Genomic DNA, 23,975 nt, shown 5'->3' with positions numbered 1-23,975 from the left:
GTGATCAGGCGCGGCAACGGAACACCCTTGTCCGCCTATCCGCCGGACACCTATACTCTGAGCCGCTCCGCGCTCCATTCTTGGGCGGTGATCCTTCGCAACACAACGCCGCTCGCATGGCATGGAAGTGCAGGGACAGAAGTGGACAGTCACCTGAAGAGGGGGATCTTCGATGACAGCATCACCTATCACGAGAGCGTCAACGGAAGGGCACGAGGACCTGTCGCGCGCGGTCTACCTGCACTTCCTGGTCCGCGAGGGCAGCGACGTCCACACCGTGCGCCGGGCGCTCGGCCTGTCGGCGGCCGAGGCCGAGGCCGCGGTGGCCGCCCTGCTGGAACTGCGGCTGCTGCGCCCGGTCGGCGCGCACGGCGTCCTGGTGCCGGCGTCCCCGCAGTCCGCGGCCTCGGACCTGATCGAACCGTGGCAGCTGGAGGTCCAGGAACGCCAGCAGCGGATGGCCGCGGTGGGCGACCGCATCCGCAGCTACGTCGGCACCTACGTCGACTTCCTGCACGGGCACACCCCCGCCGGGTCCAGCTTCCTGGTCGACGACCTCGGCTCGCTGGCCCACCGGCTGCGCGAGGCCGCCCACGCCTGCCGCAAGGAACTGCTGATCCTGCGCCCGGCCGACACGGCGACCGACCCGCACGACCTGCTCACGGACACCGAGGACACCGTGCTCGCCGACCTCGACGCCGGGGTGGAACTGCGGGTCCTCACCCAGCACGCCGCCAAGTCCAGCCCCGCCGTCCGCTCCAGGCTGCACCGGCTGCACCGGGCCGGTGCCGAGATCCGCACCACCGCCGACGTGCCGGTGCGCCTGCTGCTCTTCGACCGCGAACTCGCCGTCCTGCCGGCCGAACCCGACGAGCGGGCACCCGCCACCGTGGTCACCGACGCCCGGATCGCGGCCTTCCTCGGCACCCTGCACGACCGCATGTGGGACACCGCGGCCCCCTTCGTCCAGCGCACCGACGAGAGCGCGCCCCGGCTGGACGCCGGCGACCTGCGCACGAGCATCCTCGAACTGCTCTCGGCCGGGCACTCCGACGACGCCATCGCCCGGATGCTCTCCATCTCCCTGCGCACCTGCCGCCGGCACGTCTCCGAACTGCTCGCCACCCTCAACTCCCGCACCCGGTTCCAGGCCGGAGCCGAAGCCGTCCGCCTCGGCCTGGTCGCGGCCTCCTGAACGGGCACCGGCGGCTGACCAGGCGTCAGTTCCCATCCCCGGCAGGCCTCCTGGCGCCGCACCGGCCCGAAAGGGCGCGCCCTCCGCCGCCGGGGTGCCGGCAGCACCCCGTCCTTTGACCCGCCGAACGAGAAACGGACCCTTCATGGCCGCCAGCGTCCACGAACCCGCCGACAGAACCGCCGCCCCGCTGTGGACCCGGGACTTCCGCTACTACTTCACCGCCCGGCTCGTCTCCCTGCTCGGCGACGCGATGCTCCCGGTCGCCCTGATGTACGGCGTGGTCTCGCTCGGCTACGGCGCTTCCGGGGTCGGCTACGTGCTCGCCTCGCAGATGCTCCCGCTGGCGGTGTTCGTGCTCTTCGGCGGTGTGCTCGCCGACCGCTTCACCCCTCGCCGGATGATGATGGGCGCCGACGCGGTCAGGCTGGTCGTCCAGGGGTGCGCCGCCACCGCCTTCGCCGTCGGGCACCCGCCGCTCTGGCTGCTGATGGGCCTGGCCGCGCTCAGCGGCACCGCCACCGCGGCCTTCCAGCCCGGCGTCGCCAGCGTCGTCCCGCAGGTGGCCTCCGACCTCCAGCGGGCCAACGCCACGCTCCGGATCGCCGAGGCGATCGCCACCATGGGCGGACCGACCCTGGCCGCGCTGCTGCTGGCGGTCGGCGACGTGGCCACCGTGCTGGCCCTGGACGCCGGGACCTTCGCGGTCAGCGGACTGTGCCTGCTGATGCTGCGGCTGGCGGCCGTACCGCGACCGGCCCGGAAGGCGTCGACCTGGCGCAACCTCGTCGAGGGCTGGCAGGAGTTCCGGTCCCGGACCTGGCTGTGCGTGGTGATCGGGGTCTGGATCGTCAACGGCCTCACCACCTTCGGCCCCATCCGGCCGGTCACCACCGTGCTGGTGACCGGCGCGTACGGCTCGGCCGGCCTCGGCGTGGTCTGGACGGCCTTCGGCGCGGGCAACGTCCTGGGCGGCCTGATCGGCGTCAGGCTGCGCCCGCCCCGGCCCCTCGCCGCCGGGGCGACGGCGATGCTGGTGTGGGCGCTGATGCCGCTGTCGAACGCGCTGGCGCTGCCGCTCTGGAGCCGGGCCGCCTGCTTCGTGGTGGGCGGCGCGGCCTGGGCCTTCTGGAGCGTCATGTGGGCGACCAGCGTCCAGACGCACGTTCCGGGCGAGGTGCTCAACCGGGTCTACGCCTACGACGTGGCCGGCTCGCTGATCGCCTTCCCCGCGGGCCAGGCGCTGGCCGGCCCGATCAGCGAACTGCTCGGGGCCCGTACGGCGCAGGGCACCTCCGCCGTCATCGCCGGCGTCAGCTTCGTCGTCCTGCTCCTGGTCCCGGCCGTCCGCACCCTGCCCCGGGCGGAACGCCCCCGGCCCGCCGCCGCACCGCGGCCGGAACCCGCCGACAACCACTAGCGGAGCGGCCCCGTGGCAGCCCCGGCCGGCCGGCGCCCGGCCGGGAGTGCGAGTCGGTCGCCGATGGCGTCGCCGACGCCGTGCGAGCGGTCACCATCGGGCCTCTTCGTGCGGTTCAGGCCTGGTGGCGGTCGTGGGCGCGGTGGGTGAGGCCCCCCAGGAGCACGGTCAGGAGGCGGGCCAGTTCCTTCTGTTCCGGTGGCGTCAGGACCTCGATGATGCCCTGTTCGTCGTTCAGCAGGCCGTCGACGGCGTGGTCCACGGCGCGGTGGCCCTCGGGGGTCAGCTCCACGGGCACGGTGCGCGTGCCGGGGTGCGCGGCCAGTCTGCGCACGAGTCCCTGCCGCTGGGCTCGATCGACTCGCTGGGTCACCGCTCCGGGTGTGATCAGGCAGCGGGCGGCGAGCTCGCGGGTGGAGAGGCGGTAGGGCTGACCGGAGCGGCGCAGGGTGCTGAGCAGGTCGAGGGTGGCGGCGTCCATGTCGACCTCGCTGAGGGCGCGGCGGCGTTCGTCGTCGAGGAGCTTCGAGGCATGGCGGATGCGGGTGAGGATGCCGATCGAGTCGACGGGCAGCCCGGGCTTCTCGCGCTGCCAGGCCCGGGAGATCTCCTCGGCGCGATCGACGGGGGGGCGGTCCGGCGTGGTCATGCTGGTAGTGTCCCACATGCATTTAGGTCTAAACGAGGAGTGGGGATGCGACAGGTCGTCGTCACCGGTGGTGGCACCGGGATCGGCCGGGCAGTGGCCGAAGTCTTCGCCGCGCGGGGGGACCGGGTGGTCGTCACCGGCCGTCGCAAGGACGTGCTGGAGGAGACCGCCGCCCGGCTGGGCCCCCAAGTGCGCGCGGTCGCCTTCGACGCGAGCGACCCCGCGCAGGTCCAGGCGGCACTCGACGCCTTGCCGAGCGAGGTGGACGTGCTGGTCAACAATGCCGGGGGCAACACCGACATCGGCGCCGAGCCGCCGGTCGGGCTGGTCGGCGTCGCTGCGGCGTGGCGTGCCAACCTCGACGCCAACGTGCTCTCGGCGGTCCTGGTCACCACCGCGCTGCAGCCGCGGCTGGCCTCCGGCGGCACCGTGGTCAACATCGGTTCCATCGCGGCCCACCGGGGTGGATCCGGCTCCTACGGCGCCGCCAAGGCCGCCGTCGAGGCGTGGAACCTCACCCTGGCGCAGGAGCTCGGCGAGCGCCGGATCACGGCCAACGTCATCGCCCCGGGCTACGTCGAGGCCACCGACTTCTTCCGCGGCGGTATGACGCCGCAGCGCCGCGCCACGCTGCTCGCCCAGACGGCCAACGGCCGGGTCGGCACACCGGCCGACATCGCCGAGACCGTGCTGTTCCTCGCCTCACCGGCCGCACGGCACATCACCGGACAGACCCTGCACGTCAACGGTGGTGCCCTGGCCGGACGCTGAACGCCGAGCCGCTGCCGCCGCAGCCGCGAGGGGAGCTGCTCGGGCCGCCGCCGTCGCCGCGAAGCAGCGGGGGCGTCCGATGCCGAGTCGGTCGACGACGTCGCGTTCCGCCGCTCCGGCGCGGACTTCACCCTGCCCCGCCACCACCTTCTGCGACAACCTCCAGGACTACTGCGGGGCCATGTCGTAGGTCACCCACATGGTCCGGGTGGCGACCTGGTCGTACTTGGAGCGGGCCCGGTGGTTGTCGTCGGCGGTGATCCACCGGACCACGCTCCAGCCGCGTTCGGCCGCGATCTCGCGCAGTCGGGCCAGCAGGGCGTCCGCGGCGCCGGTGCCCCGGGCGTCCGGGGAGACGAACAGGTCGTCGAGGAAGCAGCCGGTGCTCGCCGCCAGCGGGCGGGCGTAGGGGCGGTAGTGGGCCAGGCCGACCGGGCGGCCGTCGGCGTCCTCGGCCAGCAGGGCGTTCACCTCGTGGTCCGGGTCCTGGATCCAGGACCACACCAGGGCGGCGGCCTCCTCGGTCTGCTCGACCCGGTAGAACTCGGCGTAGCCCCGGTAGAGGGCGCGCCACTCGGCGAAGTCCCCGGGGGCGGCCGGGCGGACGGTCGGCAGGGGGCGGGCGGGGACGGCTGACGTCATGACGACTCCAGGGGCGGACGGGGCCGGGGTGGCCGGCTGCGGCCACGGCTGTGGCTGCGGACGGGAGGAGATCATGCTGGACGGGCCGTCAGGGGGATCCACCGGGGGGCCGGAGCGGGGTACGGCCGTGCTCCGTCGCGGGCGGGCGGGCCTGCGGACGGATGGCGGGCCCGGAGGTCAAGGGTCGGGCGGGGGTCGGGCGAGGGGTTGCGCAAGGGGGGGACGAGGGGGTGGGCAAGGGTGAACGCAAGGGGTGTCGGCGGGGCCCGGGAACGCGGAAGCCCCCGACCGGGCGCCGCCGGGTGGGGCCGGGGCGTGGTCGGGGGCTTCGCGTACGGCGGTGGTGCGGTGGTGCTGTGGTGCGGTGCTCCGGTGGTGGTCCGGGTGGCCGGGCCGGGCGGCCCTCCCCCACAGGGGGCCGCCCGGCCGGTCACCCGGGTCCGCCGGGTACGACGGGTGGTGGGGGAGCTCAGCAGGCGCCGAGGTCGTCCCAGACGCCCCACTGGCCGGTGCTGCCGGGCTGCTCGCCCTGGGTCCACCACTTGGCGCGCCAGTTGTGGCCCGCGTAGGAGACGGTCTCGCCGCCGTTGTAGGCCGCGGTCGCGTTCCAGGCGGTGGCCTTGCAGGTGCCGGTGCCGCCGGTGGTGCCACCGGTGGTGGTGCCACCCGTGGTCCCGCCGGTGGTGCCGCCGGTCGTCCCGCCGGTGGTGCCACCCGTGGTGCCGCCGGTGGTGCCACCCGTGGTCCCGCCCGTGGTCCCGCCGGTGCCGCCGATGTTGACGTCGATGCAGGAGTAGAACGCGTTCGCGGTGTCCGAGACGTTCCACACCGCGAGGACCTTCTGGCGGCCGGTGAAGCTGCCGAAGTTCACGGTCTGGCTGAGGTCGGCCGGCGGCTGGGCGTTGTTGCCCGGGAACGTGGCGATCAGCTTGCTGCCGATGTAGTACTGCCAGTTCGAGGTGGAGTGCCGGGCGGTGAAGTGCCAGGTGAAGGTCTGGACGGAGGACACGTTGGTGACCTTCCAGCCCAGGTTGTCGTTGTCCAGCTCGGCGTACTCGGCGTGGCCGGCGGAGCAGCTGGTCAGGCCCTTGGGGCCCTCGACGCTCTGCGGTTCGTACTTGATCTGGCCACAGCTGACGACGTTGTTGGCGCACTGGTCCTGGCGGCTCGCCGGGTTGGTGACCCAGCCGTGCGCGCTGGCGGTGCCCGCCGTCATGGTCAGGCCGAGCAGGGGGGCGACCAGCGCGCCGACGACGGCGGTCACCTTTCTCTTGGTCTGCATGTGGGGTGCCTTCCTGATGTGGGGGTTCAGGTCCGCCCGGGCCGTCGGGGCAGGGAGGGGGCCGTCGTGGCGCGGTGGGGCGGACACGAGCGGGACTCCTCCGTGCGACCGGTGCGACAGGTCGGGAGACGGCCATAGGTCTAGACCGGATACTGAGGGAGACGATAGCGGCGTACGGAACGCGGTCAAGTGGTTGAGCGAAATGTCCGCTCGGGCTGCGCGCCGCGCACCGGGGACCTGACCGAACGTCACCGGGCCCGTGCCGAAATGCGCGTGGGTGTGCGCATTCCGACCGGACGACGCCAGATGGACACCCGTCCCACGATGTGGACGCCCGCCGACCCCGACCGGCCCGGACGTGGTAGCTTCCGGCGCATGTCGCAGCACGTATTCCTCACCACCCGGGGTCACATCGACCTTCTCCGGGTGTGTTCCGCTGCCTGTCGCCGCACCTGAGCGCCTGCCTGTCGCCGCGCCTGAGCGCCGCACCCTCCCGCCCCCGCCCGTAGGCCGCCGCCTCCCCGCGTCCGCAGGCCGGTACGCCCGCCTGCGGTGCCGCCGGTACGCCCCCGCCGCCGCGCCCGCCCCCGCACCGCCCGTACCCCGTCCGCTCCGTGCACCGGCGCGGCCGTACGCGGCACGGCCGCACGGGGACCGACGGGACGGACGGGCCGCGCCGCACCCGCCCCCCTGCCCCGGCCACCTCCGGAGAAGAGGACCCCCGTGTCTCCCCGCACCCCCGAGTTCCACTGGTTCCTGCCCACCGGCGGCGACGGCCGCGACCCCGGCGGCGTCACCGCCGTGCAGGGCCGCACCGGCTCCGCGACCCGCCGGCCCGCCGACGTCGGCTACCTGGCCCAGGTCGCCCAGGCCGCCGAGCAGGCCGGGTTCGGCGCGCTGCTCGCCCCCGTCGGCCTCGGCTGCGTCGACCCGTGGATCCTCGCCTCCGCGCTCACCCGGCACACCAGCCGGATCGGCTTCCTGGTCGCCTTCCGGGCCGGCTTCGCCAGCCCCACCCTGCTCGCCCAACAGGCCGACACCTTCCGCCGGTTGGCCGGCGGCCGACTCCGGCTGAACGTGGTCACCGGCGGCGACCCCGCCGAACAGCGCGCCTACGGCGACCACCTGGCCCACGACGAGCGCTACGCCCGCACCGACGAGGTGATGGCCACGCTGCGCGACCTGCTCGACGGCGAGCGCGTCGACCGGCGGGGCACCCACCTGCACCTCGACGCCGCCCAGCTCGTCGACCCCGCCGTCGAGCACCCCGTCCCGCTGTACTTCGGCGGCGCCTCGCCCGCCGCCGAACAGGTCGCCGCCCGCCGCGCCGACGTCCAACTCCTGTGGGGCGAACCGCCGGCGGCGATCGGCGAACGGATCACCCGGCTGCGCGCCATCGCCGCCGACCTGGGCCGCACGCTGCGCTACGGGCTGCGGCTGCACGTCATCACCCGTGACAGCTCCGCACAGGCCTGGGCCGAGGCCGACCGGATCCTGGCCGGCCTCGACCCGGAGGCCGTCCGCGCCAGCCAGGCCCGGTTCGCCGCGATGGACTCCACCGGCCAGGCCCGGATGGCCGCCCTGCACGGCGGCGGCACCGCCACCGCCCGCGACCTGCTGGTCGCCCCCAACCTGTGGGCCGGCATCGGCCTGGTCCGGGAGGGCGCCGGCACCGCGCTGGTCGGCTCGCACGACGAGGTCGCCGCCCGGCTCGCCGAGTACCGGGCGCTGGGCGTCGACGAGTTCGTCCTCTCCGGCTACCCGCACCTGGAGGAGGCGTACCGGGTCGGCGAGGAGGTCGTCCCCCGGGTCCGCGCGCTCGTCGCCCAGCAGGACGCCCAGCAGGACGCCGAGCGGGACGCCCGGCAGGACGCCCGGCAGGACGCCGTGCGGGGTGCGGTGTGAGCGCGGCGGGCACGGCCGCGGCCGCGGCCGGGAGCGCCCAGGGCGCGCGCCCGCACGCCCGCAAGCGCCTCGCCGAAGCGCTGCGCTGGACGGCCCTGCGCCTGCTGGCGCTCGCCGCGCTGCTGGCCGGCTGGCAGGTCGTCGTGCAACTCGAGGTCTGGCCGCGGGCGTTGGTGCCCTCGCCGGGCGAGGTGTGGCACCAGTTCGTGCTGGCCTCCACCGTGCACGACGGCGTCCGCGGCTACAGCGGCCACCTGCTCGGCGAGCACCTCGCCGCGAGCCTGCGCCGGATCGCCCAGGGCACCGGCTGGGCCGTCCTGTTCGGCACCGCGCTCGGCCTGGCGATCGGCACCCTGCGCCCCGTCGCGGTGGTGCTGGAACCCGCCGTCACCTTCCTGCGCACCCTGCCGCCGCTGGCCTACCTGAGCCTGCTGGTGATCTGGTTCGGCATCGACGAGTCGCCCAAGGTCTGGCTGCTGCTGATCGCCGCGCTGCCGCCGGTCGCCGCCGCCACCGCGGCCGCCGTCCGGAACGTGCCCGGCGACCTGCTGGAGGCCGCCCGGGCGCTCGGCGCGGGCCGCTGGTCGCTGCTCGGCGGCGTGGTGCTGCCCGCCGCGCTGCCGGAGATCCTCACCGGCGTGCGGATCGCCGTCGGCGTCGCCTACACCTCGGTGGTGGCCGCCGAGACCATCAACGGCGTGCCCGGCATCGGCGGCATGATCCGCGACGCCCAGCGCTACAACCAGACCGCCGTCGTGCTCGCCGGGATCATCACCATCGGCCTGTCCGGCATCGTCCTGGACGGCCTGCTGAAGGCCGTCGAACGGGTCGCCGTGCCCTGGCGCGGCCGCGCCTGACGTCCCACCCACCCACATCGCCGACAAGGGAGTCCACCGTGAACCGCCGTACCTTCCAGCGCGCCGCCACCGCCGCCGCTGCCGCCGTCCTGCTCACCGCCACCGCCACCGCCTGCTCCAGTTCCGGATCCGGCAGCTCCGACGGCAAGGGCAGAACCACCGTCCGGATCGCCTACCAGGAGATACCCAACGCCGACCTGGTGGTGAAGGAGCAGCGGCTGCTGGAGAAGGCGCTGCCCGACGCCGACGTCAAGTGGGTGAAGTTCGACTCCGGCGGCGACGTCAACACCGCCGTGCTGGCCGGCTCGGTCGACCTCGGACTGGCCGGCTCCAGCCCCGTCACCAAGGGCCTGTCCGCGCCGCTGAACATCCCGTACAAGGTGCTCTGGGTGCACGACCTGATCGGCGAGAACGAGGCGCTGGTCGCCCGCGGCGGCATCACCTCGGTCGAGCAGCTGGTGGGCAAGAAGGTCGCCACCCCGTTCGGCTCCACCTCGCACTACTCGCTGCTCGCCGCCCTCCAGGCCGCCGGGGTCGACCCGGCGAAGGTCAACGTCATCGACCTCCAGCCGCAGGACGCGCTGGCCGCCTGGAAGCGCGGCGACATCGACGCCGCCTACACCTGGACGCCCACCCTCACCGAGCTGGAGAAGGACGGCAAGGTGCTGGTGACCAGCCGGCAGCTCGCCGAGCAGGGCAAGCGCACCGCCGACCTCGGCGTGGTCACCGACGCCTTCGCCCAGGCCCATCCCGAGATCGTCACCGCCTGGCTTAAGGCCGAGGACCAGGCCGTCAGGCTCGCCAAGGACAACCCCGAGCAGGCCGCCGCCTCGATCGCCAAGCAGCTGAACCTCAGCCCCGCCGACGCGCTCGCCCAGCTCAAGCAGCTCGTCCTGCTCACCGCCGCCGAGCAGGCCGGCCCCGAGTACCTGGGCAAGCCCGGCGCGCCCGGCAAGCTGGCCGACAACCTGCACGACGCCGCGGTGTTCCTGAAGGGCCAGCAGAAGGTCGACGCGGTGCCCGACGCCTCGGTGTTCGCCAAGGCGCTGGCCGTCGAGGAGCTGGCCCGTGTCAGCGGCTGACGCCGCGCCGGCCGCCGACGCCGGGCCGGCCGCCGACGCCGCGCCAGCTGCCGGCGTCGCCGAACGGGCCGCCGCGGCCGTCGAGTTGACCGGCGTGACGGTCCGCTACCAGGGGCGCGGCAAGGCGGCGGTCACCGCCGTCTCGGACGTCTCGCTGACCGTCGCGGAGGGCGAGTTCACCGTCCTGGTCGGCCCGTCCGGCTGCGGCAAGACCACCCTGCTGCGGGTGGTCGCCGGGTTCGAGCGGGCCGTCGAGGGCGGGGCGGCGGTGCACGGCGCGCCGCCCCGGCCCGGGCACGGCACCGGGCTGGTGTTCCAGCAGCCGAGGCTGTTCCCGTGGCGGACCGTCGGCGGCAACCTGGCCTTCGCGCTCGCCCGGCACGGCCTGCCCCGGGCCGAACGAGCCGCCCGCACCGCCGAGTTGCTCGACCTGGTCGGCCTGTCCGGCTACGCCGGACGGCGCACCTGGGAGCTCTCCGGCGGCCAGCAGCAGCGGGTCGCGATCGCCCGCGCGCTGGCCGGCCGCCCCCGGCTGCTGCTGCTCGACGAGCCGTTCGCCGCGCTCGACGCCCTGACCCGCGAACGCCTCCAGGAGGAGCTGCGCACCCTCACCGCCGAGGCCGGCACCGCCGTCCTGTTCGTCACCCACTCGGTGGACGAGGCGGTGCTGCTCGGCTCCCGGGTCCTGGTGATGGCCGCGAACCCCGGCCGGGTGGTCGCCGACCTGCCCGTCGACCTGCCGCGCGACGCCGCCACCGACCCGGCCGCGCTGCGCGGCACCGCCGAGTTCGCCCGGCTGCGCGGCGAGCTGTCCCGCACCCTGCGGGAGGCCGCCGCGTCCGACTGACGGACCGTCATGGCATGCTCCCTCCTCGACGGTTCCCGCCGCGCCCGCCCGGCCGTCCGCAGGCTTGCCGGGCGGGCGCGGCGGGAAGGACACGGCCGGGGGCCTGCGGGGGCGGGCCGGGAACGGGGGAGCGCCGATGGCACGCACACGGATCCGCGGAGCGTGGCGGAACGCCCTGGTGGGCCTGGCCGCCTGGTGGCTGTGGCTGCCGCTGCTGGCCTTCCTGGTCTGGTTCGTCAAGCACGTCGTGTTCGGCGGCTTCGGCCAGCAGGACCAGAGCTACCGGCTGCTGGTCCTGCGCCAGTTCTTCCCGCACGGCGGCCTGCCGGACGCCGCGCCGCTGTTCTGGATCTGCGCGGCGGTCGGCTTCGCGGTCAGCTGGTTCGCGGTCGCGTACGTCGCCGAGGAGAGCGGCGTCGGCCACCGCGACCGGCGGACCCGGCTGGTGACGGCCGTCCTGGTGCTCGCGGTGGCCGGCTCGCTGCTGCGGGCCGGCACCGGCATGTGGGACGACGACAAGGACGCCGGCCGGTTCTACGCCCGCTCCACCGTGCTGGACGTCCCGGCCGGCGGCGCGGCCACCCCGCGCTCGGTGCTGCCCGTCACCGAGCACAGCCGCCCCGGCGACGGGCGGCGCTGCGACCTGGTCGGCACCTCGGACGTCCCCGCCTGCGTGAAGACCGCCCCGATGCCGGACTTCGACTTCGAGGCCCGCACCGCCTCGTACGCGGCCGCCACCAAGGCGCTCACCGACAGCGCCGGCCTCACCTCCGGCGTCCACCTGCTCGGCCACAGCCTGCACTACCTGCCCGGCACCGCCGACGGCGCCGGCTCCTGGACGGCCGTGCTGGACGGCTCCGGCGAGCAGCCGATGGAGGGCGTCGCGGTCTGGGACGGCAGCTCCAACTCGGTGACCGGTTGCGCCTTCCGCGGCGACCACGCCTTCGGGCGGGCGTTCGGCGGCACCGGCGCGGTCAGCCTGCGCAACCTGCTCGCCCAGCGCTTCCCCGACCTGGTCTACAGCGACCAGGACGTCTGGGGCTACTGCGACGGCCCCGACCCGCGCACCGCGCGGCCCGTCGTCGTGATCTCGGTCGCCCGGCAGACCGCCTGGAAGCAGCGCACCGTCCTCGCCCCGGCCGGCGTCCTCGTCCTCAAGGGCTCCGCCGACGGCCGCCCCGACGTCACCTACCGGCCGGTCCTCGCCCCCGGCGACCTGCCCGGCGCGGTCTACCCCGCCTCGGTGGTCCGCGCGCAGATCCACGAGGTCCAGTGGCTCGGCGGCCGCGGCGCCAAGGACGACCGGGGCTTCGGCTACGACCACACCTCGGCCGCCGCCAACGCCACCAACCCCGGCGAGTTCCTGCTCCGCTCCAAGGCCGACGGCCACCTCTACTACGTCACCCCGCTGGTCCCCCGGGAGAGCTCCTCGCAACTGGTGGTCGCCTTCGCCGTCCTGCAGGCCGACCGGGTCGGCGACGGCCTCAACGACCTGCACGTGTACGTCCGCGCCGACGACGCCCCGTCCGTCAACCTGGACGTGCTGGCCAGCCGGATGGTCTCCTACATGGCCCAGCAGACCTCCGTCACGATCAGCGTCGGCCAGGGCGGCGCGCTCCAGGAGATCGTCCCGTTCGGCCACGACATGTGGCGCGGCTTCGTCGACTTCAACGGGCAGACCCAGGACTACATCGACCTCTCCGGCGACGCCACCGTCACCCCCAACCTGGTCTCGCTGAAGGGCCCGATCACCCCGCCCGGCGCCCAGCAGCCCCCGGCACCCGCGCCCCGACCCTCCGGCCCGCCGGCCGCCGGCTGCGGCGGCGACCCGGCGCAGCTGAGCGACCGGCAGCTGGCCGACTGCGTCGCGGAACTGTCCCGGGTGCTACAGGGCCGCCTGCCGTCCTGAACCCCCGCGCGGGGGCGGCCCGCCGCGTGCGGGCGGTGGGGCTCAGTCGGTGCCGAGGTGGATCTCGGCGCCGTCCGGCAGGTCGAAGACCTTCTGCGCGATCGGGCCGCGGATGCGCATGGCGGCGGCCGCGTCCCGGGCGACCAGGTTGTCGAAGTCGTAGCTGCCGCCCATGACGAAGAACTGGAGCGGCAGCAGCCGCTCGTCCGGTTCCAGCGGGCCGTTCGCCTTCTGGTAGGCGTGCGCGAAGGAGTTGATGCCGTTGACGTCCGGGTCGGCCAGCAGCCAGGCGGCCCACTCCTCCAGGCTGGTGCCGAGCGAGACCAGGTCGGCGGTCTCCGGCTCGAAGGTCACCACCTCCTCGCCGCCGACGATGCCGAACTGGGTGCCGAACAGGTCCTGGCCGAAGCAGAACAGGTCGTCGGCCAGGTCGCCGTAGGTGGACTTCCAGACCTCGTCGGTGTTCCAGGACAGCATGTCCGGGCCCAGGCCCTCCTCGCCGACCCGGAAGACCTGCACGCCGCCGTTGAACAGGAAGAAGCCGTTCATGCGCGTGATGAGCCGGCCGAGCTCCACCAGCGGGCCGCCGGGGACGCCGAAGTCGAGCTCGATGTTCGGTCCCATCGGGCCCCGGGCGCGGCCGAGCAGCTGGTCGAGGGCGCTCTGCGTCATGCGTTCTTCTCCGCTTCAGGGCCGATCGGCCGGGTCAGGTAGTGCTCTCGCACCCGGTCGGTGGTGACCAGGCGGAGGGTCGGCTGCAGGACCGCCGCGGTCGGGACGGCGTCCCAGCCCATGTACGGCCACCACTGGCGGTGCGCCGCGAGCAGCATTCTCTCACCTGCCGCGAGGTCGCCCTCGACGGCGTAGCAGCCGGCCAGCCAGGTGGTCACGGCGAAGTCGTCCGGTGCCTCGCCGGAGGCCGTGGCGGCGGCCCGGGCCCGGGGGGCGTCGTTGGTCTGCATCAGCAGCTGCCAGAACCGGTGCTTCTCCTTGGCGTCCAGCGAACCGTACGGGCGGTCGAGCAGCTCGGCGCCGGCCTCGCCCTCCGCCGGCAGCACCGGGCCGTCCCAGTCGGCGAAGCCGGGCAGCATCTCGACCGGGGGGTGCTGCCCGACGGCGTCCGCCAGCCAGAGCAGCTGCCCGTGCAGCACCCGCCCGTCCGGCACCCGCTCCGCCGCCGCCCGCAGCCGGGGGGCGGCGGGCAGGCCGGCGTGCGCCTCGGCCGCGAGGAAGGCCTCGTCGAACGGCATGTCCTGGTCGCACAGGCCGCCGCCGAGCGGCCCGTCCCGGGAGATCAGGTCGGCGGCCAGCTCGGCGGCCTCGGCGAAGCGGTCCTGCCAGAACAGGACCTGGATCGCGGCCGCCGCCGCCTCCCACGCCTGCTCGCGGGAGCCGTCCGGACCGGTCGCCAGCCCGACCAGGTCGGGCAGGACCTCCCGGAAGCGGCCCTGACGGGCCCGCGAGACGAGCTGCTCGGCGGAATTCACCTGGTGCCACTCCTTGCGTGCGCTGAACGGTCCTAGGAACCCGCCGGACGGTCCCCGGCGGCCTAGATGATTCTTATTCTGACCCTGGCCCCGTTCGGTAGTCCGCCCACCGCGCTGCCCATGCTGGAGCCGGACCCCCGGTTGTCGCTGAGCGGGATGTACTTCACGCTCGCGCCCGTGCCGCCCTCCTTGTACATGGCGGGCGGGTACTCGTCGCGGTCGTCCGGCGGCCGGGTGGCGATGCCGCGCAGCGAGTTCTCCCGGTTGGTCTTCTCCGCGGTCCGGTCGATGGTCAGCACCGAGGGCTTCGGCGCCTGGCGCCGACGGGAGGCCCCGCCGCGCCAGACCGTCCCGCTCTGGGCCTCCTCGATGTGCTTGGCCGACTCGGGGAACCGGGAGCGGGGGACCAGCATCTCCGCGTCGTACTCGCCCTTGACGCCGAAGTGGCCGGCGATCCTGGTCCGGGCCTCCGCCTGCCGCTTGATCCGGGCCCGCGCGCCCCGGCCGACCGTGCCCTCGTTCTTGCCGATCTGCTGGGCGAGCTTGATGATCTCGCGCTGGTGCGCCAGGTCCGCGTCGACGATGTGCTTGACGACCTTCTCGGTGCCGTGGCCGGCCTGCTTGTACATGTCGGCGACGGCGCGGCCGGCCTCCTTGCTCAGCTTCATGCCGATCTTCTCGGCGGCCTCTTCCAGGGCCTTGGCGATGGGATGGCTCAACTGAACGACACTCCCGAGGTCGCGGTGGCGAACGAGTTGACGTGGCCGACGACCCGTTCCGAGTGGTCGTGCAGGGCGGCGGACAGTCGCAGCAGCTCGTCGGGGTTGATCTGGAAGTTGCCGCTGCCGCCGCCGCTGCCGCCGCCGCTGGGCGCGATGCCGTCGAGCGCGGCCTGGACGCCCTTGAAGACCAGCCCGCTCAGCGCCCGCTCGACGACGCCCTCCAGCGGTTCGACGGCCCGGGAGACCAGCTCGCCGATGATCTGCTGCTCGACCTCCTGCAGGATCGCGTTGACGACCCGCTTGGTGACCTCGATCAGCGCGGCCTCGGCGGCCGCCGAGGCGCCGAGGGTGACCACCGCCGTGGCCGCGGCGGCCGCCAGCTCGGCGGCGGCGATCCCCAACTGCGTGATGACCGCCAGCTTCGCGGCGACGATGGCGTCCGCCGCGACGTCGAGGACGGTGGCGACCACACCGCAGATCTGGACGATCTCGTCCATGTGGTCGTTCGACATCGTGTTCCAGCGCTCGACCAACTGCCCGTAGGAGTCGGCCTGGTAGTGCTCGGCCATCTGCCGGATGATCGCCGAGGCGGTCTCGTGGGTGCCGTCGATGTCGGCGGCGAACTTGCGGACGTGGCCGGCGAACTCGCGGACACTGTCCTCGTTGACCTGTGGCCAGTTGAAGCCGAGCAGGTCCATCACCCAGACCAGCTCGTCGGGCAGCTCGATCGCCACAGTCCAGTCCCCCCGCGGGCTCGTTGTCGTGACAAAGGCTCAAATAGCCTAGCGCGACCCGGCCGCGGGGCAAGGGCCGGGGCACGGATCAGGACCCGGCCCGCTCCTCGGGGTCCGCCGCCGCCCGGTCGTGGCGGGGCCGGCGCAGGGCGGCCGGGGCGAGGGCGGGGGAGCGCCAGGCGCCGTCCGGCGGGTAGAGGTCGGTGCCGGGCGGGACGATCGCGTCGATCCGGTCCAGGACGTCGTCGTCCAGGGTGAGCGTCGCGCCCCCGAGCAGGCCGTCGAGCTGCTCGACCGTCCGGGGGCCGAGGATCACCGAGGTGACCGCCGGGTGGGCGAGCGGGAAGGCGACGGCGAGTTCGGGCAGCGTGCAGCCGATCTCGTCGGCCAGCGCGACCAGCTGCTCGACGGCGTCGAGCTTGCGGACGTTCTCGGGCAGCGCCGGGTCGAAGCGGTGCGGGGTCAGCGCGGCCCGGCCGCTGCCCAGGTCGACCGCCCCGCCCCGGCGGTAGCGGCCGGACAGGAAGCCGGAGGCGAGCGGCGCCCAGGTCAGCACGCCCATCCCGTACCGGCGGGCGACCGGCAGCACCGTGGCCTCCACGCCCCGGGCCAGCAGCGAGTACGGCGGCTGCTCGGTCCGGAACCGGGGCAGCGCGCGGCGCTCGGCCGTCCAGTGCGCCTCGACGAGCTCCGCGGGGGGGAAGGTCGAGCAGCCGAACGCCCGGACCTTGCCCTGCCGGACGAGGTCGTCGAGCACCGACAGGGTCTCCTCGACGTCCGTGCGGTGGTCGGGCCGGTGCACCTGGTACAGGTCGATCCAGTCGGTGCGCAGCCGCCGCAGGCTGTCCTCCACCGCGCGCAGGATCCACCGCCGCGAGTTGCCGCCCCGGTTCGGCCCCGCGCCCATCGGGAAGTGCACCTTGGTGGCCAGCACCACGTCGTCGCGCCGCCCCTGCAGCGCCTTGCCGACGATCTCCTCCGACTCGCCCGCCGAGTACATGTCGGCGGTGTCGACGAAGTTGATCCCGGCGTCCAGCGCGCGGTGCACCAGCCGCACGCCCTCGCCGTGGTCCGGGTTGCCCACCGAGCCGAGCATCATCGTGCCCAGGCAGTGCGCGCTCACCTCGATGCCGGTGCCGCCGAGAGTCCGGTAACGCATGGTCAGTCCCCTTCCGTCCGTGGCCGCCCAGGCGGGCCGCCGGCCACTCTAGGAGCTCGAGTGGGCTCTAGATCAACTCCCCGGGACGGCCCGGACCGGCGGCCTCCTATGCTGACCGGATGTCCTCACCCGACGGGTCGGCGCCGACCCTGAGCATCGGCCAGGTCGCCGCCCGCACCGGCCTGAGCGTGCACGCCCTGCGGTTCTACGAGCGCGAGGGGATCCTCGCCGACCCCGTCCGGCGGGCGAGCGGCGGACGGCGCCGCTACACCGAGGGCGACGTGGAGTGGCTGCGGCTGTGCACCGTCCTGCGCGCCTCCGGCATGCCGATCCCGGAGATCCGCCGCTACACCGAACTCGCCCGCGCCGGCGCCGGCACCGAACCCGACCGCCTCGCCCTGCTGCGCGCCCACGAGCGGCGCGTCCTCGACCGGCTCGCCGAACTGGGCCGCTCGCTGGACATCGTCCGGCACAAGGTCGCGGTGTACGAGGACTACCTGGACGGGCAGCCGGACTGAGCCGCGCTCAGCCCTGCCGGCGGTCGTCGTCGTAGGCGCTGGTGCCCTCGTCCAGCAGCGGGCCGTCCGCGGCGGACCGCGGGTGCTTGAGGTGGGCGGGGGCCAGGGCGCGCAGGCCGTGGTAGCCGAGCAGCGCGATCAGGGTGCCCAGCGCGATGCCGCCGAGCTCGAAGGTGTCGGTGAACCTCAGCGTGACGTTGCCGATGCCGACGATGACGCCGGCCGCGACCGGCACCAGGTTCAACGGGTTGGTCAGGTCCACCTTGTTGTGGATCCAGATCTGCGCGCCCAGCAGGCCGATCATGCCGTAGAGGACGACGGTGATGCCGCCGAGCACGCCGCCCGGGATCGCCGCGACGACCGCGCCGAACTTCGGGCACAGGCCGAACAGGATCGCGAAACCGGCCGCGCACCAGTACGCCGCCGTCGAGTACACCCGGGTCGCTGCCATCACGCCGATGTTCTCCGCGTACGTCGTCGTCGCCGGACCGCCCACCGCCGTCGACAGCACCGTCGCCGCGCCGTCCGCCATGATCGCCGTGCCCATCCGGTCGTCCAGCGGGTCGCCCGTCATCTCGGAGACCGCCTTCACGTGGCCCGCGTTCTCCGCGATCAGCGCCACCACCACCGGCAGCGCGACCAGCACCGCCGAGGCCGAGAAGCTCGGCGCGTGCAGGGACGGCAGGCCGATCCAGTCCGCCTTCCCGACGCCCGACAGGTCCAGGCGCCAGTGCTCGGCCGACGCGCCGCCGCCCACCGGCGAGTCGATCCTCCCGAAGACCCGGTCGAACAGCCACGACACCGCGTACCCGAACAGCAGCCCCAGGAAGATCGCGATCCGCGACCAGAACCCCCGCAGCACCACCAGTGCCAGCGCCGTGAACGCCATCACCAGCAGCGCCGTCCACTGGTCCTGCGGCCAGTACGTCCCCGCCGCCACCGGCGCCAGGTTGAACCCGATCAGCATCACCACGGCCCCGGTCACCACCGGCGGCAGCACCGCGTGGATCACCTTCGCCCCGAAGCCCTGCACCACCGCCCCGCACGCCGCCAGCACCGCGCCCACCACCAGCAGCGCACCCGTCAGCGTCGCCGCGTCCCCGCCCTGCGACTTGATCACCGCCGCCACGCCGACGAACGACAGGCTGGAGCCCAGGTAGGACGGGATCCGGCCCTGCGTCACCAGCAGGAAGAACACCGTCGCCACGCCCGACACCATCACCGCGAGGTTGGGGTCCAGCCCCATCAGCACGGGCGCCACGAACGTCGCCCCGAACATCGCCACCACGTGCTGCGCGCCGAGGCCGACCGTCCGCCCCCACGACAGCCGCTCGTCCGGCCGCACCACCGCCCCGGGCCGCGGCGCCCGCCCGTCCCCGTGCAGCTTCCACCCGAACCCGACCTTCATCCCGCGCACCATCTCTCTCACCAGCCGGAACATGCGTCGCGCCATGATCCCCCACCCCCGCGACGGCACCCCGCCAGGGCGGGCGTGTCACCGGCCTGGCGGCACCCGGGGCCACCGAGAGCGGCACGGGCACCGTTCCCCGAACGCCTGGTGCCCCCGGGCACGTCGGCTTGCGGCGGCCGGCACGGCACGGGGGCGGCGGTCGCTAGCCTTCGGGGCATGGAGCGGCGTGACATCGAGATCTTCCTGACCCTGGCCGAGGAACTGCACTTCGGGCGCACGGCCGAGCGGCTGGGGGTGAGCGGCGCCCGGGTCAGCCAGAGCATCAAGCAGTTGGAGCGCCGGTTCGGGGTGGCGCTGTTCGAGCGGAGCAGTCGGCACGTCGCGCTCACCCCCGTCGGCAGCGCGCTCCGCGACGACGTCCGGGCGGGCCACCAGCGGATCCAGGAGGGCATCGCCAAGGCGGTCGCCGCCGGGCGGGGCTTCGCCGGCGTCCTGCGGGTGGGCTTCTCCAGCCCGCTGGTCGGCGAGGCCGTGATGGCCGCCGCCGCGGCGTTCCGCACCCGCCACCCCGAGTGCGAGGTCCGCATCCGCGAAGTGCACCTGTCGGACGCCTTCGGTGCCCTGCGCGCCGGGGAACTCGACCTCCAGGTCACCGAGTTCCCGGTGGACGAGCCGGACCTCGCCACCGGGCCCGCGCTGCTGCGCGACGAACGCGTGCTGGCCGTGCCCGCCCGGCACCCGTTCGCGCGCAGGGCCCACCTGACCGCGGAGGACCTCGCGAGGGACACCGTCCTGGTGCCCGCGGGCGCGCCCGCCTACCTGCTCGACGCCCTCGTGCCGCCGCGGACCCCGGCCGGGCTCCCCGTCCAGCGGGTGCACGCGCTCACCTCCCGCCAGGAACTGCTGACCCTGGTCGGCGCCGGCGCCGGCACGGCGATCGTGGGCCGCCGGGCCGCCCGGTACCACAGCCGCCCCGACATCGCGTACGTCCCTCTCGCCGACCTCCCCCCGCTCGCGTACGGACCGGTCTGGCCCGTCGCCGGTCTGACGGCCCGGGTCCGCGAGTTCACCGACCTCCTCCGGGCGGCCCCCGGCCGCGGACCGCAACGGAGGTCGCCGCGCTCGGCCGCCCCCGATCGCTAACTCCAGGGTTGACGTTCCTTTCGGATCCCGTCGTTGTCGCGGGTGGACCGGTCGCCGAGGATCGAGACACAGCAACGGCGAGAGGAAACACCATGACGAACCCGGTGCCCGACGAGTACAGGGGCGGCGTCCCGTACCTCAACGTCCACGACGCCCGGGCGGCGATCGACTTCTACCGGAACGCCTTCGGGGCGGAGGTCCTGATCGAGATCCCGCGCCAGGGCGACAGGATCGCCCACGCCGAACTGCGGATCGGCGGCGCCGTCTTCATGCTGCGCGACGAGTACCCGGAGTACAACTTCCGCAGCCCGCGGACGATCGGCGGAACCCCGGTCAACCTCATGGTCTTCGTCCCGGACGTCGAAGTCCTCGCCGAGCGGGCCGCGGCCGCGGGCGCGCACGTCGTCCGACCGGTCGAGATGCAGTTCCACGGCGACCTCCAGACCGAACTCGAAGACCCCTTCGGCCACTCCTGGTTCTTCGCCACCCGCGTCGCCGAGATGGACGCACGGGAGCTCCACGACACCGCGGCGGCCGTCGGCCTCTGATCCGCGCCGCGTGCGACGGGGCCGATCCTGACGGCCCGTCAGGTACCGGTCGATCACCGGGCCCTCCAAACCCGGGGCGGGGCCAATGTTCGTCACATTGCCGTCCGTTGACACTTTCTTGACCCGAAGTTTAGCTTGGCGTGGCGACTTCAAGAGGGTCGCGAGTCCACTCCTGATCCCGGAGGCACCCGTGGAAGAGCTCATCGCGAAGATGACCCAGGACGACAAGTGGAAGGGCTGGGTCGCCGCCAACTCGGCGTCCACCGCGAAGGACGGCTGCATCAGCGTGGCCAAGGACGGCTGCATCAGCGTCGCGAAGTCCGGCTGTATCTCCTGACGCGCCACCCGTGAGCGGGCGGCCGGGCCGGTGCCCCCGGCCCGGCCGGCCGCGCGCGGACCCACCCAGCCGCCCGCACCCACCCGGGGGTGACAGTGAACGGCCAGCCGACCGCCGACGTGGTCGACCGGATCAAGGACATCCCGATCTACCGCGGTTCGATCGCACGGGGCCACTTCCCCGTCCTGGAGAAACCCGAGATCGCCCGCGGCTTCCCCGACAACTGGATGACGCCCGCCCTCGCCGACGCCCTCGCCGCGGGCGAGGCCGAGTACGTGCTCTCCACCGGCACCAACCACGCCCGGATGCGGATCATCCGGCCGCCGTACTTCCTGCTGCACTCCTACTACCGGCTGTGGAGCGAACACCCCGACCTCGCCGCGACCTGGCGCGAGGGCTGCCGGCGGGTCTCGCTGACCACCGTCCTCGCCACCGAGCACGTCGCGCGGGTCAACGCCCGCAAGCGCGGCACCACCGCCCCCGCCGAACCGGGCCCCGACGACCGGCGGCTCGACGACCGCACCGCCTACCTCAACCTCCGGCTGGATCCCGCCGGTTGGACCCGCGACGAGGTCGAACGGATGCTCGCCGAGATCCGCGCGGCCGCGGCCGCCCACCCGCAGGGGCGCTACCTGCTGGACTGCTCCTCGTACCACCTCGCCCACCTGGTGCGGAAGACCGACCGCTGGAACCTCTGGGACCGGTTCCCCCCGCCCGCCGCCATCGTCCACGCGTACGAGTACACCCCGCGCAACGTCTCCCGGTACCTCCGCGAACACTTCGACTGCCCGGTCGTCGACCTCTTCGGCAGCACCGAACTCGGCTACCTCTACTACGCCGACAGCGGCGGCGACTACCGGCCCTACCTGCACGGCATGAGCGTCGAACTCCTCCCGGTCGCCCCCGGCAGCCACATCCACAGCCTGATCGTCACCAGCGTGCGCAACCCCTGGATGCCGCTCGTCCGCTACCGCTCCGGCGACTGCGTGCGCACCTCGGACGGCTCCGCCGACCCCGCGCGGATCACCCGCTTCTGCGGGCGCGAGAAGGAACTGCTCGCCACCCCGCACGGCCCCGTCGCCCAGGGCGACCTCGACGACCTGGTCAGCGGCACCGCCCCGCGGGTCTTCGTCCAGCACCTGGCCGTCACGGACCGCGGACCCGACCCCGCCGACGGCGAGGCCGTGCTGCACTGCACCACCTTCGACGGGGCGCCGCCCGGCCCCGCCGAGACCGAGGCGCTCGGCCGCGCCGTCCACCTGCTCACCGGACGGCCCGCCCGCGTCGCCCACCACCAGCACCTGCCGATCGGCGCGTCCGGCAAGTACGCCTGGCTCGCGGCCGACGGCCGACCCGCGGACGGAGCCCGATGACCAGCCGACTGCCCGACACCGCCGCCGCCTCCGACGCCGCGCCCGACACCGCCGCCTCCGACGCGCCCGACGCGCCCGGCGTCCGCGTCACCGCCGCCGAACTCCGCGCCCTGCTCGGCGAGGAGCTGCACGCCGAGGCCGTCGCCCACGCCGCCGCCACCACCGGCGCCGACCCGCGGGACGCCGAGCGCCAGGTCCTCGAGTGCCTGCGCTACCTCCACCTGGTCTCCGGCCACCGCGACACCCTGGCCGGCCTGTTCCTCCCCGTGGAGCAGCACATCGACGAGGTGTGGCACTTCCTGATCCTGCAGACCCGCGAGTACGCCGCCCTCTGCGAGCGCCTGCCCGGCGGCTTCTTCGTCCACCACCGCAGCATCCGCTACGAGGCCTACCAGCAGGAGCCCGGCCGGGAGCGCGCGGCGGAGGAGGCGCTGCGCTGGATCCCGCTCTACTGCCGGGAGTTCGGGCCCTTCGACGAGGAGGCGATGGCCCACTGGACCATCGTCCGCTACCTCCACCAGCACCTCGACATGTCCCTGGCGGAGATCTCCCGGCTCCAGCCGCTCGCCGCCGGGTGAGCGCGCCGACCGCCGCCGCCCCGGCCACCGGACCGGCCGCCGCCCCGCCCGAACAGCGGCGCACCCTCGCCGTCCTGACCGCCGCCCAGGTCCTCAGCGGCACCGGACTCGCCGCGGGCATCACCGTCGGCGCCCTCCTCGCCGACGACCTGCTCGGCTCCACCGGCCTGGCCGGGATCCCGAGCGCCCTGTACACCGGCGGGGCCGTCCTCGGCGCCCTCGCCATCGGCCGGCTCAGCCAGCGCCACGGCCGCCGGCCCGGCCTCGCCGCCGGCTACGCGGCCGGCGCCCTGGGCAGCCTCGGGGTGGTCGCCGCCGTGGCCGCCCACCACGTGCCGCTGCTGCTGCTCTCCCTGCTCGTCTACGGCGCCGGCACCGCCACCAACCTCCAGGCCCGCTACGCCGGGGCCGACCTCGCGCCGCCGCACCGGCGCGGCCGGGCGGTCAGCACCGTCCTGCTCGCCACCACGCTCGGCGCGGTCGTCGGCCCCAACCTGGTCACCGTCTCCGGCGACGCCGCCGAACGCTGGGGCGTCCCCGCGCTCGCCGGGCCGTTCCTGCTCGCGGCCGCCGCCTACGGGGCGGCGGCCGCGCTGATCGGGACGCTGCTGCGACCGGACCCGCTGCTGCTCGCCCGCCGCCTGGCAGCCGCCGAGCCGCCCGCGGACGCGACGGCCCCGGCGGCCGGCGCGACGGCGACCACGACCGCGACCGCGACGGCTACAGTGACCGCGTCCCCGTCCGCGACCGCCACGCGCCGCGGGCCCGGGGTGGCGACCGGGCTGTGGATCATGCTGCTCGGCCAGCTGGTGATGGTCGCCGTCATGACGATGACCCCCGTCCACCTGGACCGCCACGGCCACGGCACCGGCGCCGCCGGCCTGGTCATCGCCCTGCACGTCGGCGCGATGTTCCTGCCCTCCCCGGTCAGCGGCCGACTGGTCGACCGGTTCGGCCCGCTGCCCGTCGCCACCGCCGCCGGCCTCACCCTCGCCGCGGCGGGCCTCACGGCCGCGCTCGCGCCGCCGCACTCCGTCGCCGTCCTCGCCGCGGCCATGGTGCTGCTCGGCTTCGGCTGGAACCTCGGCCTGGTCAGCGGGACGGCCGTCGTCACGGCCGCCGCCCCCCTCGAACGCCGGGCCGCCGTCCAGGGCCTGGCCGACGTCGGCCTCGCCGTGGCCGGCAGCACCGGCGGCCTCACCTCCGGAGCGGTCGTCGCCCTCGCCGGCTACCCGGCCCTCGCCACCGCGGGAGCGCTCACCGCCCTCCTCCTCGTCCCCCTCGCCCTGACCGCCGGCCGCCGGTAGCGCGAACGGCCGCGCCGCCGCGCTCGTCGACGGAGGCGGCGGTGGCGGCGGTGGGGCCGGGGCGCGGCAGGGGCGGGCGGGGAGGAGGGCCGGGAGGTG

The 23,975-nt window shown here is 74.4% G+C and carries 24 protein-coding genes; 15 read left to right on the top strand and 9 right to left on the bottom strand.

The window, feature by feature from the left end; genetic code table 11:
- Positions 1 to 172 precede the first annotated feature (172 nt).
- Positions 173 to 1,195, top strand: coding sequence for a hypothetical protein (locus ACZ3J7_RS06540; protein ID WP_465617491.1), 1,023 nt, complete (start codon positions 173 to 175; stop codon positions 1,193 to 1,195).
- A gap of 145 nt (positions 1,196 to 1,340) precedes the next feature.
- On the top strand, positions 1,341 to 2,615 hold the full coding sequence (locus ACZ3J7_RS06535; RefSeq protein ID WP_465617490.1) for an MFS transporter: 1,275 nt from the start codon (positions 1,341 to 1,343) through the stop codon (positions 2,613 to 2,615).
- A gap of 115 nt (positions 2,616 to 2,730) precedes the next feature.
- Here the strand turns inward: ACZ3J7_RS06535 and ACZ3J7_RS06530 are convergent, their stop codons facing one another.
- Complete coding sequence (locus ACZ3J7_RS06530; protein ID WP_465617488.1) at positions 2,731 to 3,264, bottom strand: MarR family winged helix-turn-helix transcriptional regulator; 534 nt, start codon at positions 3,262 to 3,264, stop codon at positions 2,731 to 2,733.
- A gap of 45 nt (positions 3,265 to 3,309) precedes the next feature.
- Between ACZ3J7_RS06530 and ACZ3J7_RS06525 the strand changes: the two genes are divergently transcribed.
- Positions 3,310 to 4,035, top strand: coding sequence for an SDR family NAD(P)-dependent oxidoreductase (locus ACZ3J7_RS06525; protein WP_465617486.1), 726 nt, complete (start codon positions 3,310 to 3,312; stop codon positions 4,033 to 4,035).
- A gap of 168 nt (positions 4,036 to 4,203) precedes the next feature.
- Here ACZ3J7_RS06525 and ACZ3J7_RS06520 read toward each other — a convergent pair whose 3' ends face one another.
- Together ACZ3J7_RS06520 and ACZ3J7_RS06515 are read right to left on the bottom strand one after the other, a co-directional pair.
- Complete coding sequence (locus tag ACZ3J7_RS06520; RefSeq protein WP_465617484.1) at positions 4,204 to 4,677, bottom strand: GNAT family N-acetyltransferase; 474 nt, start codon at positions 4,675 to 4,677, stop codon at positions 4,204 to 4,206.
- 469 nt (positions 4,678 to 5,146) lie between these two features.
- Complete coding sequence (locus ACZ3J7_RS06515) at positions 5,147 to 5,959, bottom strand: lytic polysaccharide monooxygenase (protein WP_465617482.1); 813 nt, start codon at positions 5,957 to 5,959, stop codon at positions 5,147 to 5,149.
- A 723-nt stretch (positions 5,960 to 6,682) separates the two neighbouring features.
- On the opposite strand from ACZ3J7_RS06515, the gene ACZ3J7_RS06510 reads away from it, so the two are divergent.
- From ACZ3J7_RS06510 to ACZ3J7_RS06490, 5 genes are all read left to right on the top strand, one after another.
- On the top strand, positions 6,683 to 7,864 hold the full coding sequence (locus ACZ3J7_RS06510; protein WP_465617481.1) for an LLM class flavin-dependent oxidoreductase: 1,182 nt from the start codon (positions 6,683 to 6,685) through the stop codon (positions 7,862 to 7,864).
- Positions 7,861 to 8,721 carry an ABC transporter permease gene (locus ACZ3J7_RS06505; RefSeq protein WP_465617479.1) on the top strand — a complete coding sequence of 287 codons (861 nt, stop codon included), beginning with the start codon at positions 7,861 to 7,863 and terminating at the stop codon, positions 8,719 to 8,721. Before ACZ3J7_RS06510 ends, ACZ3J7_RS06505 begins: the two co-directional genes overlap by 4 nt.
- Before the next feature lie 38 nt (positions 8,722 to 8,759).
- Positions 8,760 to 9,803, top strand: coding sequence for a taurine ABC transporter substrate-binding protein (locus ACZ3J7_RS06500; protein WP_465617477.1), 1,044 nt, complete (start codon positions 8,760 to 8,762; stop codon positions 9,801 to 9,803).
- An 85-nt stretch (positions 9,804 to 9,888) separates the two neighbouring features.
- A complete protein-coding gene (locus tag ACZ3J7_RS06495) occupies positions 9,889 to 10,650 on the top strand; it encodes an ABC transporter ATP-binding protein (RefSeq protein WP_465618014.1) in 762 nt (253 codons plus the stop codon).
- A 136-nt stretch (positions 10,651 to 10,786) separates the two neighbouring features.
- Positions 10,787 to 12,559 (top strand): hypothetical protein, encoded by a 1,773-nt coding sequence (locus tag ACZ3J7_RS06490; protein ID WP_465617475.1) that lies wholly within the window; start codon positions 10,787 to 10,789, stop codon positions 12,557 to 12,559.
- A gap of 42 nt (positions 12,560 to 12,601) precedes the next feature.
- Here ACZ3J7_RS06490 and ACZ3J7_RS06485 read toward each other — a convergent pair whose 3' ends face one another.
- The 5 genes from ACZ3J7_RS06485 to ACZ3J7_RS06465 all read right to left on the bottom strand — a co-directional run bounded on the left by ACZ3J7_RS06485 (position 12,602) and on the right by ACZ3J7_RS06465 (position 16,661).
- The gene (locus ACZ3J7_RS06485; RefSeq protein WP_465617473.1) at positions 12,602 to 13,231 is read right to left on the bottom strand and encodes an SMI1/KNR4 family protein; all 630 of its coding nucleotides are present in this window, start codon (positions 13,229 to 13,231) and stop codon (positions 12,602 to 12,604) included.
- Complete coding sequence (locus ACZ3J7_RS06480) at positions 13,228 to 14,046, bottom strand: hypothetical protein (protein ID WP_465617471.1); 819 nt, start codon at positions 14,044 to 14,046, stop codon at positions 13,228 to 13,230. Before ACZ3J7_RS06480 ends, ACZ3J7_RS06485 begins: the two co-directional genes overlap by 4 nt.
- 62 nt (positions 14,047 to 14,108) lie before the next feature.
- Positions 14,109 to 14,765, bottom strand: a complete 657-nt coding sequence (locus ACZ3J7_RS06475) for a NucA/NucB deoxyribonuclease domain-containing protein (RefSeq protein WP_465617469.1) — start codon at positions 14,763 to 14,765, stop codon at positions 14,109 to 14,111.
- Positions 14,762 to 15,502 carry a WXG100-like domain-containing protein gene (locus ACZ3J7_RS06470; protein WP_465617467.1) on the bottom strand — a complete coding sequence of 247 codons (741 nt, stop codon included), beginning with the start codon at positions 15,500 to 15,502 and terminating at the stop codon, positions 14,762 to 14,764. The genes ACZ3J7_RS06475 and ACZ3J7_RS06470 overlap by 4 nt, the downstream gene beginning before the upstream one ends.
- An 88-nt stretch (positions 15,503 to 15,590) precedes the next feature.
- On the bottom strand, positions 15,591 to 16,661 hold the full coding sequence (locus ACZ3J7_RS06465) for an aldo/keto reductase (protein ID WP_465617465.1): 1,071 nt from the start codon (positions 16,659 to 16,661) through the stop codon (positions 15,591 to 15,593).
- Between the two features lie 119 nt (positions 16,662 to 16,780).
- Here ACZ3J7_RS06465 and ACZ3J7_RS06460 point away from each other — a divergent pair, with 119 nt between their 5' ends.
- A complete protein-coding gene (locus tag ACZ3J7_RS06460) occupies positions 16,781 to 17,179 on the top strand; it encodes a MerR family transcriptional regulator (RefSeq protein WP_465617463.1) in 399 nt (132 codons plus the stop codon).
- Positions 17,180 to 17,186: 7 nt separating this feature from the next.
- Here the strand turns inward: ACZ3J7_RS06460 and ACZ3J7_RS06455 are convergent, their stop codons facing one another.
- Positions 17,187 to 18,587 carry a uracil-xanthine permease family protein gene (locus tag ACZ3J7_RS06455; RefSeq protein ID WP_465618012.1) on the bottom strand — a complete coding sequence of 467 codons (1,401 nt, stop codon included), beginning with the start codon at positions 18,585 to 18,587 and terminating at the stop codon, positions 17,187 to 17,189.
- 219 nt (positions 18,588 to 18,806) lie between these two features.
- Here ACZ3J7_RS06455 and ACZ3J7_RS06450 point away from each other — a divergent pair, with 219 nt between their 5' ends.
- The 6 genes from ACZ3J7_RS06450 (at position 18,807) to ACZ3J7_RS06425 (ending at position 23,876) form a co-directional block, all read left to right on the top strand.
- Positions 18,807 to 19,733: a LysR family transcriptional regulator gene (locus ACZ3J7_RS06450; RefSeq protein ID WP_465617461.1), complete on the top strand. Its 927-nt coding sequence runs from the start codon at positions 18,807 to 18,809 to the stop codon at positions 19,731 to 19,733.
- A 92-nt stretch (positions 19,734 to 19,825) separates the two neighbouring features.
- Positions 19,826 to 20,281 carry a VOC family protein gene (locus ACZ3J7_RS06445; RefSeq protein WP_465617460.1) on the top strand — a complete coding sequence of 152 codons (456 nt, stop codon included), beginning with the start codon at positions 19,826 to 19,828 and terminating at the stop codon, positions 20,279 to 20,281.
- A gap of 190 nt (positions 20,282 to 20,471) precedes the next feature.
- Positions 20,472 to 20,618: a hypothetical protein gene (locus ACZ3J7_RS06440; RefSeq protein WP_465617458.1), complete on the top strand. Its 147-nt coding sequence runs from the start codon at positions 20,472 to 20,474 to the stop codon at positions 20,616 to 20,618.
- Positions 20,619 to 20,713: 95 nt separating this feature from the next.
- Entirely contained in the window at positions 20,714 to 21,991 is a 1,278-nt protein-coding gene (locus ACZ3J7_RS06435) for an acyl-CoA synthetase family protein (RefSeq protein WP_465618010.1), read from the top strand.
- On the top strand, positions 21,988 to 22,569 hold the full coding sequence (locus ACZ3J7_RS06430) for a glycine-rich domain-containing protein (protein ID WP_465617456.1): 582 nt from the start codon (positions 21,988 to 21,990) through the stop codon (positions 22,567 to 22,569). The genes ACZ3J7_RS06435 and ACZ3J7_RS06430 overlap by 4 nt, the downstream gene beginning before the upstream one ends.
- Positions 22,566 to 23,876, top strand: coding sequence for an MFS transporter (locus ACZ3J7_RS06425; RefSeq protein WP_465617454.1), 1,311 nt, complete (start codon positions 22,566 to 22,568; stop codon positions 23,874 to 23,876). Before ACZ3J7_RS06430 ends, ACZ3J7_RS06425 begins: the two co-directional genes overlap by 4 nt.
- Positions 23,877 to 23,975 lie beyond the last annotated feature (99 nt).

The organism is Kitasatospora sp. NPDC015121 (assembly GCF_055562955.1).
This window is presented reverse-complemented; position numbering and strand designations above follow the sequence as displayed.